Origin of the sequence: Candidatus Bathycorpusculum sp. (assembly GCF_009778815.1) — an archaeon.
GTDB lineage: Archaea > Thermoproteota > Bathyarchaeia > Bathyarchaeales > Bathycorpusculaceae > Bathycorpusculum > Bathycorpusculum hydrogenotrophicum.
Genome location: NZ_WRFL01000013.1, coordinates 15,085 through 25,358, shown reverse-complemented (window position 1 = coordinate 25,358; position 10,274 = coordinate 15,085). Strand labels below are relative to the sequence as shown.

The following is a 10,274-nucleotide window of genomic DNA, read 5'->3' as shown; positions in this document are numbered from 1 at the left end:
TATATGAAGTTTACGCATAATCATCCAATCTAATATTGGAAGAATTAATATACTAGAACAGCCGAAAGAAACTAACGCTCAAAAGACAAAAAACTAAATGAAAACAGAGGTAAAAAAATGAAAAAACAAACCATATTTGCTCTATTTATTATAACCATACTCACATTTACTTCAATTGTGGGAATTACCCAAGCAGATCCCACTAACACAGAACATGAAAATCCCCAAATATCCCCCAACCAAAACGATAGTTCAAGTAACGATGCAGTATTTTCCGATGATGCTGAATTGGGAAGACAATTACAAGAGTTAATAAATTCGGACAAATTTAAGCAACTCACAGCCCAGTGGCGCGCAGAAGAAGACACCAAAGACCCCGGAGACAAATTAGAAGACCTAGAAAACACAAGAGGCACAATAACTATCTACCCATACCAGTTAACAACCTCTTCAGATGGACCCAACCCGCCTGGAACAGGCCATATTACCCTCCCCTCCAACATCCTAAATTCACCTGATTCACAATACACACGCTTCCAAACCCAAACCTATAGAAATGATCCGAATGATCCGAGTGTACATACTGATGAGGCTATTTGCGTTGTTAAAGTGGATGCACCTGCATCTGGAAAGATATACCTCAGAGGACATCATAATGGGGGCTCAGGAACTTCGTATGTATATGTTTTCGGTGCCAACAGCCCTAACACACCCATGTGGGATTGGATGGGTATTGGGTATGCCCACTTCACTAGTAGCTCAGACCAAGATGCCTACGTTGCCACCCTCACAACCGCATATAAGTACCTATCAATATTTGCTTGTTCAGAATCATCTCATGCAGTAAATGATGCCTATGTAGACTGTGTCTCAATTACATATAACACACCTACTCCCCCAGGCGGCGACGATCCCGGAGGCGGTGGTGATCCAGGCGGAGGAGGTAATCCTGGTACACCCCCGCTTACTTCATCTGGCGATGTCTTAGTCACATCCAGCCTCGCACCTAATGGAGACACAGTAATATCTTGGGTTTGCGGAGACGACAACGGCACAAACTACTGCTACCTAACTAACATATACATCGATAACGTCCAGCATGACCCAACTGATTACGGGACCATCTATGCAGGCTCCATAAGCTTCCCCGACTCCAACCACACAGTCATCGCACAATCAAAGCCCTATCTCTATGAAGTGACGTTCAATACATATGTCGACTTTTATTACGGTGCCGGTCCTGAGTTAGTTGATACCTGTTCGGCTTATATGGTTGCTTGGATGGAGCGTGATGGGCCGGTGTATTGTACAGGCACAAATCTGTTTGGCGGCGGCCCAGAACACTACGGGATCGTGACCCTGATTGATCTTAACCGGTACTTTATCTGTACAAGTATGGTATCTTACAAGTGGGATGGCACCAACCAAACTGAACACATACACAGCCTAGTTAGCTATCTGGATGTAGACATATACACGTATGTGGGCGGCACTACAGTCGATATCTACTTTGAACCCTTGTGATAACATCCAACCCCTTCCCTTTTTCTATAAAAATAGAGTATTTTAAAAATTACACATAAAACGGAAAGGTCCATCGCAATATTTCTAACCACAATATCATAACTAATACGCCGGTTGCTCCCAGAGCCGCATAGGCCCACTGCTTCTCTATATGTCTGGGTGCTGTGAGAAACAACACGAACCCAGCAAACCCTACCCAATACAACGAACCCACAAGGACCGCAAAGAAGGGATTCTGCCACACACCCCCGCAGAGCACACAAATAGGGTAGGCCAATAACACTTTACGCCAGATTGATAACGCTAATATTTTTGTGTGTAACGTTTTTGGCGCCAGCGATAACACCGAGAGCCTTCTAAACACCGAAGCAAAAAAACATGAGAGCTTATTGGACATCATTGGACACCCACAGATAACCAAGGACATTTCCCAATAATTTCTATAATTTTATTGGCCACTCTTGGACACCTTCAACAGTTTATGCAACTTCAAGGCGATCTTGACAAAGTATGCCAGCATCAACCCAGCCACAACAATAGCACCCGCACAACACGCCACACCTAACCAGGCATTTCCAAGCACCTGCAAATTCACCAAATTAATTATCCCCCAGTTTAACGCAAACATAGCAGGCACAACCAACAACAACAAAGCTAAGAAGAAGTACAAACGGATCTGATTCTTAGTATATTTACTCAACCTTTTCACCCCGCTCCTGATTCTTTAGACGTATGTACTTACGCCAGCTCGCTATCGCCCGTCCCAATGTTATCAGCTGAATAGGCAAAAAAAGCAGCAACACCAACCCAGCCTGCGGTACTCCCAGCAGCATAAACGCCACAGGCAACCCAGCATAAACTAACACCATAAACACCACTGTCATAACTAAGGTACAAGTAGTAGCGTCATCCAGCTTCATGCCGCCGCCTCCGCTGTCTTTCGTTTTTTCAATTCATGCTTAGGAGTTTCAACTAACTTGACATCAACTACCCAATGATATAGCGCAGGACCACCTACAAACAAAATCACCCCAAGAGAGGCAATAGTCATGCCACCCACTATCGCCCAAATTGCATCCACAAAATGATAATGTGCATTCAATACACACAAACACACCACCAAAACAGGCGATAACACCAACAACAATCGACCATTATGAACAACGGTTTGTTCTTTGAGTTCGCCCCGCTCTAATCTGCAATCATCACAATTACAGGGATCCGAGTTTATGCCTCGCTTGTGTGCATCATCCATGAGCTGATCAAGAGATCGATCAGACGGATCCATAGCTGACATTTTATACCGCTCCCCCTGCGATTATCAGATATTCCACAAATGCCGATATCACCAGGATCAGTGTAGACCAGCAGACTCCCCGTTTAAACTCAGCCCTCATACACGTCCAATCCTTCTTACAGATTGATAGCAGCGCGAAATAGGCGCATGTGCAGGCAAACGCATACACCGCCACCTCTATCCAGGCAAACGGATTCCCCACTATGTTTAATACTCCCAAGGGATAGCTGGCCGCGATCACGCCTGTGTTGAACAGCGCAAAACTCATGAACCCCACCCCAGCCAACGGGATCAATGCCAGCAAAGCAATGTACAGGTTATTCCCAAAAATTGATGTAAAGGTAGCCTGGGCGGCGCGGTCCGAATTAACCTCCACATTATCCGCCTTCTGTTCATCCGATAATGGTACAATAAAGGCTGGCAGACAAAGACACACCATAAACATTGCAAAGAAGATTCCAAATACAAACTTACGCTTCATTAGGTACACTCCTGTCTTAACCGGTCCTCAATAATCTTAGCAAGCTTTCTCATATCGCGGGTCTTCCACAACATATGCCGCTCACACTCCTCCCACACAATCCGCTCCGCCAACAGTTTACCCGCAGGAGACAACGCCAGATACCGCTTATTCTTAAGTAAACCGTCATTTAGCGGCGGTACACCATTCAAAATCTTATTCCCAAGATCCAAACAAGACGTCTCATACTTCATCACCAGCTTAAACGATTCAGCCTTAACCTTAGCCTTCTGCTTTGTTATCTTAAGTTTAGTTTTAACACGACCACGCATACTACCCATAATAATCACCTAAAAGCAAACACTGACATCAATATCGAAGCGGCCAAGAATCCTAAGACAACCACACCTATGACAGGCCAAGCTGCATAGATGTTGTTTACAGTTTGGTTAAGAGCCGCTTCTTGAGTTGAATTACCCGAAACACCAAACACTTTAGAAGTTGTACTGATCACCATCAGACCAATAACAGAAACAAGCGCAATCATTATAATCGCTACAATTACGCCAAAAACGCCAAAGCTCGAACTACTGCCTGAAACCTCAACCTCACCAGACGAAACAACGCCCAGGTCAGGTAATGAAGGCGGTTCTATACTTGATTGGATTTTGCTGTTAATGTGGCCGCAATAGGTACAACGTATAATCAACACATTGGACTCAAAGGTTAAGGGCGCTTTGCAGTGAGCACAATAATGAGCCTCAACCGCCAACAATCAGGAACTCCTAAATGAATACATCACCCAGACAAGCCCGCAAACAACTACAATACACCCAACAATGAGAATCACTGCCATGGGCATAAACCTGTTTTCGGCGCATACATCACAATAAGAATTCCTCTCAGGATGATTAAGCGGCAACGGTTCACCACAATCCGCACAAAACCGCTGAATCACCACAACATCATACCCCTCCTCAGTCTTAGACCCATTATAAGACACATAATGGCCCTTCGGATGAGCTAACACAGGTAACACACAAGCGGCGACACAACACACCAACAAAGCAACCAAAAATACAGCCATTAGTTTTTTCAAGTTTAACCGCCCTTTCTTTTTCCAAACGCAATCTCCAGAGCCCCCAAGATTAACTCACGACGCCCCATATTCTTCCGGTAACACAGGGTACGGATCCACTCATAATCCTCAGGTTCCACCTCAATGATAATCTTTTTTATTGCAACAGCCATTCTCTAGATCTCGCCAATAAATCTAAACAAACCACACCATATATAAATATATATTGTTTATTATAACATGTATAAACAAACAGGAAAAATCTAAACATGTCAACTACACCTGAGAACAAAATCGTCACCGTCACCTACCAATCCATCATACTCACCCAACTCAAAATGCTCATGGCCGCCCACTCATATAACGACGTAGAAACCACCTGGCAAGTAGCAAAAGCAACCTACCCCGCCCTACCCCCCGAAGTAAAAACAGACCCAGAAGTAAAACAACAATACCAAAACATCATAAACGGACTCTACAACCTCAAACAAAACTGCAAAACCATAGACAAAAACCTAACCCGACGCATACTCATCAGAAAACGCAGAGAATTCCTCCTAAACAACCTCGACATCTTCATAGACAAAATACATGACAGCATGGCCGAAAACAACTGGTACGTCCAAGACCACACCATCAAAGCCAAAAACGAAGGCATAAAGGAATTCTAAAATGCCCCAACCCAACCCCCCACCCAGCTTAAAGGCAACCTACGATCAAAAACCCCAAGTCATCAAAGACATCCACTACGCCATAGAAGAAGACGAATGGGTGTTTGGCGTCATTTGGGGCAAACCCCGCACAGGAAAATCCAATCTCAGCCTAAAATTCGGATACGAAGTATACCAAGACTGGGACAAAGTCCTAGGTTGCGTGGTATTCAACCTCGCGGGATTACTGCACAACATGCACGAGGGACTGCCGCAAAGAATACTAACAAAAAATGGCAAACACGACCGAGTCCCCTACATTATAGGGGATGACTGGGGAGCGAATTTTAACAAAGCCCGCACCCAGCATGAGCAGGCCTATGATCTGCTCAAAGGCGCATGGGACACCTACGGCACCAAACTAGCGGTGATAATGGTTAACATGAATCGCCCCGATGAATTAACACGCCAACTCACAGAAAAATACACACATGAGATCTATGTACCTATTCGTGGAGTTGCTAAATACGATCAAATCCATTGGCAACCCAACTATTACGGCTGGGACACCCGGCAATCAAAAACTTGGATTGAAGAATTCAAATTTGGCAAAGTCCCCGAAGATGTCTATAAAGAATATGATGAGTCACGCATGGCACTATGCGATGAGACCTATCAACTTATCCAAGATGCCATAGCAAACACAGAAACAGAGAAGGTCATCAGGCGTTCAGATGAGTCAGATATTGAGCTGTTAGAGACTATAAGTCTTAAGGGGGCTGTGCCAAGGGGCTGGTTTTTGTTAGCAGAGAACCAGCGTCTGCATGAGCGGATTAATCGCAACAAGGCACGGGGGTTAATTGTGACAGTTCGTAAAACAGGCAAAACCAGCTATTACTATGAGTTAACTGAGCTAGGGCAAACGGTGCTTGATACGATTAACATGGCGAGCACTTCAACGCGCGATTTAAAGCAACAGTTGCGGGGAGCTAAGCATCGTGTTGATGATGAAAGCTAAAATTTCCATTTTTTTGCTTTTTGTGCATATATATTTATTAATTATAGTGAAAAGAAGCCAGAATCACGCCGCTTTCACTCAAAATACCCCCTTATTTAACTGTAAATTAAGGTATAGTTAAACAAGAAGAAAGTGTAGACAATGAAGCCAAATCCCCAACAAACCAAACAATTGAGTCGGCGAACCGTCAAAACCGTAGCGGAAACTTTGAAACCCAACGAAATCTTTGAACTAATCCACCAAAAAGAGGGGGACTATACGCTTGAAAACAGGCGAGCCAATACTGTTCGGGATCGGGCCTTAATGGCTCTATGCTTTCTAACCGGTGGACGCATAACTGAGATTGTTGGAGGTAAACAATACCACCGCTTTCATCAAGACGGCAAAGTCGAAACCAAACCCATAGGCCGCCACCCTGGCTTAACCATAGCAAACTTGGAAATAAGCGAGGACTTCCTAACCATCAACAGCATGGCCATCGTTAAACGAAGTCCACAAATAATCCAGCGCTACGGGGCACATATAGCACAGCGAAGTCAACTAAGATTTCCCCTAAAACGTAAACTCTACAAAAACAAATTCCGCGATCAGCTTGTGCCCTTTAGCTGGTTAGTAATGGAATACTTGTACCAGCTTGAGGACCAGAAAAAAACCTCCGCTGATGTAAAACTTTTTCCGTTCCAAGATACTCGTGCCTGGAAGATCATCAACGACTACACCGACAAATTTCCCAACTGGTTCCGCGTTCAAGCCGAACGCTTCTATGGCTTCTACATATTCAAAGATTTTATGATCCACAGCAAATTCATGGGTAAAGTAAACCCCATGTCAAGCGCACCCTACATCCGCTTCACAGATGACAGCGACATAAAAGACCTAAACAAAATCATGGATTTCAAGTGGATTGATTCTGCGGTTGCAGAAATCAAAACCCGCATAAAATTATAAACTATACTATATAGAACCTCTCCAACCATGATAATAACCAGCTATAATAGATAATACAAGTATAACTGGAATACCAATTACCATGAATATAGCTATTTGAGCCATTTCACCAGCGATTTTGTCTCTTATTTCTTTCTGTTCAGGTGTCCAATATGGTGTTGGTGTAGGTTCAGTTGTGTTATTATTCTTATTCACTACTACCACCATATTAATACAAGAAACAAAAATAGACACAAGTAGTAAACAAATAAAGAAATCTTGTTTATCCATTAGTTTTTCTCTCCAGTTGTTTTTACAAATACGTACCATTTTGTTAATCGTTTGGTGCGGGTGCCAGCTGATACTTGGCCATACAAAGGTTTCACGGGTAATACAGCTAAAACTTGTTTATGTGGCAGATTATAATCACTCCACTTAAAAGTTAAAGTGCCATTAACGGCTAGAACACGCCAGAGTTCTTGTACTGCCGACTTTAGTATATACTGCCATGTTTCAGGGCGCAGTACACCATATTTTTTATAAAAAATGCTGGTGGGCAGAAGGTGCAATAGGTGTGGGGGGTCAAAACATATGTGGTGGAAGGTTTCATTTTTGAAGGGTAGTTTTGTGAAGTCGCAGGTTAAGGTAAGTTTTGGCAGGGGTCTAGTTAGATTGGTGGCTTTTGCATCTTTGTTTATTTGGGTCTGGGTTCGTATGTCCATGTATATTGTGTTGGGATTTGTTTTGGTGAACCATTGACTGCGAAAGCTTGCGGTGGCATCTAGAATTTGTGTACAATTCATGGTTTACACCCGCAAGATATTAAATCATCATAACACGTGGTGCATAAGTCACAATGCCCAAAAGCAGCCATAGTATACCCAACCTCTTTTTTGCATCGCTCACACTTCATTTTAAACCCTCACAATACTGACTGAATGACAAGAACTGATCGTAACGACGAATAGTCCACCGCGCTAAATCATGACATAACCGGTATCGCCGGTCACCTCGACGATAATTCATTGGGTAAGGTTTAGCACCTAATCGTTTAATTACATTGTAACGCAGCCAAAGCGAATTAAACGAATCTAAGGGGTTTTCTTCTACCCCATAAATCATGTAAAACATAAGATGCCGGCTGGGGATCCCTGCCTTATTTAGGATCTGGATTTTTTGCTTCACCAGCATAGTCATCTGGGGGCTATATTGGTCAAAGGCAAAATAGAGCCGAGGTACCTTAAAGTTTAAGGATCGATAATCCAAATCTGCCAATAACTTGGCATTGCTCTCAGTAATCAACCGGATATCTAATCCTTGATTGAAACATACCTTCAAATTCTCCTGAGCTAAATACCGTAAAACCTGCTTATGGTTCTTGTAAGCTAAAAGATTATTATCATACAAAACAACTTTTGGTTTATTGATCCAATCATACCCCATGAAGCGTATTATGCCTTCTTTTTGCGGAACAATACAGAAACTACATCTGCGAACACATCCCCGCGTTATGAAGCCAAAACAATAATCCAAGTGGCCATATAATTCGGGGTCTGGATGTTGATAAGCAAATTTTACAAGTAAATCCGACTTAACATCATAACCCGAGCCGCCAATAACCACTGGGACCCCCTGAGCTTCCAATAGTTTCTTTTTGCCCATCATCATCGGTTTATTCCAGGTAAACATCACCGACATATACACCAAATCGGGATTAGGCAAATCTAATCCTACAGTGTCACCCATGTGTTTGTGGTAGCTGCTGATTTTCTGAAAGGGAATATATGGGTAAGAGGTGTCACCGATTAAACTAACTCTCACGGTGTCTCCTCCAGTTCTAGAAATTTTGTTATTTTACTGTTGTAATGGATCCATTTTGGACCCGACATATCCTCTTTAGTTTTAATTTTATTACAGACTACACACAAGGTCTGAAAATTGGTGCCCTCAGGGTCTTCATACCAATCCCGTCCCCCATAGCAAAGGGGAATAATGTGGTCACAAACAAAATCACGGGTCTCTAAAAATAGTCCTGGACGCCATTTATATGGCACTTCGCGCAAAATAGCTTCGCCGCATAGTTTGCAACGGCCATCATCGCGTGCGTAAATAATTTCTCGGAATCCAACCCAGCTCTTAGTCCCCAAACGAGTTTCAAAGTCTCGCCTGCATCTATGAGAACAAAACAGTCTGCTTGACTTATCTAAAATTTCTAAGCCGCACCACTTGCATACATATCTTCCCTTGCTAATGCGCAGAGGCGTCCGGTCACAATCCCCCTTAACAAGCATCACCCGACTACTACCCATCGTATACTTCATAATTGGGATACGGCCAAGGTTGTAAAATAAACGCAAACAAACATCAGCACTCATGGTGCATCATCCCAATTTGGCATCTGCTGTACGATTCTGCCGTCTAGCTCTTTGCCATTAGCCTGCTTGCTACGTTTTACGCCGTCTGGACCGTAGGTTCCCCACTGCTTAAAAAAGAATGGAATCCGCTGCGCATATGCTTGCTCCCATATGGACTTTACCCACTCAGGCTTCATAGGACGCGCATGCGGTCCACTTTCGCCGCCAACAATCACCCAATCAATATTTTCCAAATCCAAATCCAATCTGCCAAGCAAAGGCTCACAACTCAAAAAACGAATGGGAGCTTTCAACTCCGAAAGAAACTCAACCCGAAACAGCTCACTACGCTTTTCAACTGTAACCCCCAACCAAACATTTTTCGGAATCGAATTATACTCAAAATACTTATGCATCCGTCTTGCCCGCTTGGTTAAGATCTGAAAAGTATGTTTAGGTGAATTTTCAATAGTTCTCATAACCTCGTCAATAAAATAGTCGGGAACTAATTCATGGAATAAATCAGCCATACTACACACAAAATACAGACTGGGTTTAGGATTATACAACGGCTCTGCTAACGCATACACATGACAAGTTACATTGAATCCGTTAGCATACTTCTTTTTACCCATCGCCTCAAGTCGGTGAGCCATAACTTCCGCATAACAATTTCTGCATCCCTCTGACAGCTTTGTGCAGCCTGTTACGGGGTTCCAGGTGCGCTCAGTCCACTCAATCTTTGATGTTCTCAATAGCCGTATCTCTCCTGGCGTTTCCGTTGACGACGCTGTCTTTGTGCTACAACATAACGTGCTTTGTTGAGCTCCATACGGGTCTGCAGACAAAAACGACACATCTTCTTAGGCCGCGAACCATAATCATCCACAAACTCATTGCCGCACTCACAGCAGACCCGAAAAACCTTACGCGGATTATACATCGCTGTCATCTCCAATCAAAGTA

Annotated in this window: 18 protein-coding genes; 5 read left to right on the top strand and 13 right to left on the bottom strand. The window is 43.4% G+C overall.

The genetic code is table 11. The features are described 5' to 3' along the window. The first annotated feature begins 117 nt into the window (after positions 1-117). Positions 118-1,524, top strand: a complete 1,407-nt coding sequence (locus FWF39_RS04340; RefSeq protein WP_343382216.1) for a hypothetical protein — start codon at positions 118-120, stop codon at positions 1,522-1,524. A gap of 49 nt (positions 1,525-1,573) precedes the next feature. Here the strand turns inward: FWF39_RS04340 and FWF39_RS04335 are convergent, their stop codons facing one another. Next, positions 1,574-1,801: a hypothetical protein gene (locus FWF39_RS04335; RefSeq protein WP_343382215.1), complete on the bottom strand. Its 228-nt coding sequence runs from the start codon at positions 1,799-1,801 to the stop codon at positions 1,574-1,576. A 223-nt stretch (positions 1,802-2,024) separates the two neighbouring features. Between FWF39_RS04335 and FWF39_RS04330 the strand changes: the two genes are divergently transcribed. Next, positions 2,025-2,204: a hypothetical protein gene (locus FWF39_RS04330; RefSeq protein WP_343382214.1), complete on the top strand. Its 180-nt coding sequence runs from the start codon at positions 2,025-2,027 to the stop codon at positions 2,202-2,204. Between the two features lie 12 nt (positions 2,205-2,216). Here FWF39_RS04330 and FWF39_RS04325 read toward each other — a convergent pair whose 3' ends face one another. From FWF39_RS04325 to FWF39_RS04300, 6 genes are read right to left on the bottom strand one after another with little or no spacing between them, the layout of a single operon-like run. Next, a complete protein-coding gene (locus FWF39_RS04325) occupies positions 2,217-2,444 on the bottom strand; it encodes a hypothetical protein (RefSeq protein ID WP_343382213.1) in 228 nt (75 codons plus the stop codon). Further along, entirely contained in the window at positions 2,441-2,821 is a 381-nt protein-coding gene (locus FWF39_RS04320; RefSeq protein ID WP_343382212.1) for a hypothetical protein, read from the bottom strand. Before FWF39_RS04320 ends, FWF39_RS04325 begins: the two co-directional genes overlap by 4 nt. 1 nt (position 2,822) lies before the next feature. Then, positions 2,823-3,302, bottom strand: a complete 480-nt coding sequence (locus FWF39_RS04315) for a hypothetical protein (RefSeq protein WP_343382211.1) — start codon at positions 3,300-3,302, stop codon at positions 2,823-2,825. Beyond that, on the bottom strand, positions 3,302-3,622 hold the full coding sequence (locus FWF39_RS04310; protein ID WP_343382210.1) for a hypothetical protein: 321 nt from the start codon (positions 3,620-3,622) through the stop codon (positions 3,302-3,304). The genes FWF39_RS04315 and FWF39_RS04310 overlap by 1 nt, the downstream gene beginning before the upstream one ends. A gap of 5 nt (positions 3,623-3,627) precedes the next feature. Beyond that, positions 3,628-4,053 carry a hypothetical protein gene (locus FWF39_RS04305; RefSeq protein WP_343382209.1) on the bottom strand — a complete coding sequence of 142 codons (426 nt, stop codon included), beginning with the start codon at positions 4,051-4,053 and terminating at the stop codon, positions 3,628-3,630. A 3-nt stretch (positions 4,054-4,056) separates the two neighbouring features. Further along, positions 4,057-4,380 carry a hypothetical protein gene (locus FWF39_RS04300; RefSeq protein ID WP_343382208.1) on the bottom strand — a complete coding sequence of 108 codons (324 nt, stop codon included), beginning with the start codon at positions 4,378-4,380 and terminating at the stop codon, positions 4,057-4,059. A 248-nt stretch (positions 4,381-4,628) separates the two neighbouring features. Here FWF39_RS04300 and FWF39_RS04295 point away from each other — a divergent pair, with 248 nt between their 5' ends. The 3 genes from FWF39_RS04295 (at position 4,629) to FWF39_RS04285 (ending at position 6,975) form a co-directional block, all read left to right on the top strand. Continuing rightward, positions 4,629-5,030: a hypothetical protein gene (locus tag FWF39_RS04295; protein ID WP_343382207.1), complete on the top strand. Its 402-nt coding sequence runs from the start codon at positions 4,629-4,631 to the stop codon at positions 5,028-5,030. Between the two features lies 1 nt (position 5,031). Continuing rightward, positions 5,032-6,027 (top strand): hypothetical protein, encoded by a 996-nt coding sequence (locus FWF39_RS04290; protein ID WP_343382206.1) that lies wholly within the window; start codon positions 5,032-5,034, stop codon positions 6,025-6,027. Positions 6,028-6,168: 141 nt separating this feature from the next. Next, on the top strand, positions 6,169-6,975 hold the full coding sequence (locus tag FWF39_RS04285) for a hypothetical protein (protein ID WP_343382205.1): 807 nt from the start codon (positions 6,169-6,171) through the stop codon (positions 6,973-6,975). 6 nt (positions 6,976-6,981) lie between these two features. Here the strand turns inward: FWF39_RS04285 and FWF39_RS04280 are convergent, their stop codons facing one another. The 6 genes from FWF39_RS04280 to FWF39_RS04255 all read right to left on the bottom strand — a co-directional run bounded on the left by FWF39_RS04280 (position 6,982) and on the right by FWF39_RS04255 (position 10,251). Further along, complete coding sequence (locus FWF39_RS04280) at positions 6,982-7,245, bottom strand: hypothetical protein (protein ID WP_343382204.1); 264 nt, start codon at positions 7,243-7,245, stop codon at positions 6,982-6,984. Continuing rightward, positions 7,245-7,757: an SAM-dependent methyltransferase gene (locus tag FWF39_RS04275; protein ID WP_343382203.1), complete on the bottom strand. Its 513-nt coding sequence runs from the start codon at positions 7,755-7,757 to the stop codon at positions 7,245-7,247. Before FWF39_RS04275 ends, FWF39_RS04280 begins: the two co-directional genes overlap by 1 nt. A gap of 106 nt (positions 7,758-7,863) precedes the next feature. Then, a complete protein-coding gene (locus FWF39_RS04270; RefSeq protein ID WP_343382202.1) occupies positions 7,864-8,775 on the bottom strand; it encodes a hypothetical protein in 912 nt (303 codons plus the stop codon). After that, on the bottom strand, positions 8,772-9,329 hold the full coding sequence (locus FWF39_RS04265; RefSeq protein ID WP_343382201.1) for an HNH endonuclease signature motif containing protein: 558 nt from the start codon (positions 9,327-9,329) through the stop codon (positions 8,772-8,774). The genes FWF39_RS04270 and FWF39_RS04265 overlap by 4 nt, the downstream gene beginning before the upstream one ends. After that, the gene (locus FWF39_RS04260; RefSeq protein ID WP_343382200.1) at positions 9,326-10,063 is read right to left on the bottom strand and encodes a phage Gp37/Gp68 family protein; all 738 of its coding nucleotides are present in this window, start codon (positions 10,061-10,063) and stop codon (positions 9,326-9,328) included. Before FWF39_RS04260 ends, FWF39_RS04265 begins: the two co-directional genes overlap by 4 nt. After that, positions 10,060-10,251, bottom strand: a complete 192-nt coding sequence (locus FWF39_RS04255) for a hypothetical protein (RefSeq protein ID WP_343382199.1) — start codon at positions 10,249-10,251, stop codon at positions 10,060-10,062. Before FWF39_RS04255 ends, FWF39_RS04260 begins: the two co-directional genes overlap by 4 nt. Positions 10,252-10,274 lie beyond the last annotated feature (23 nt).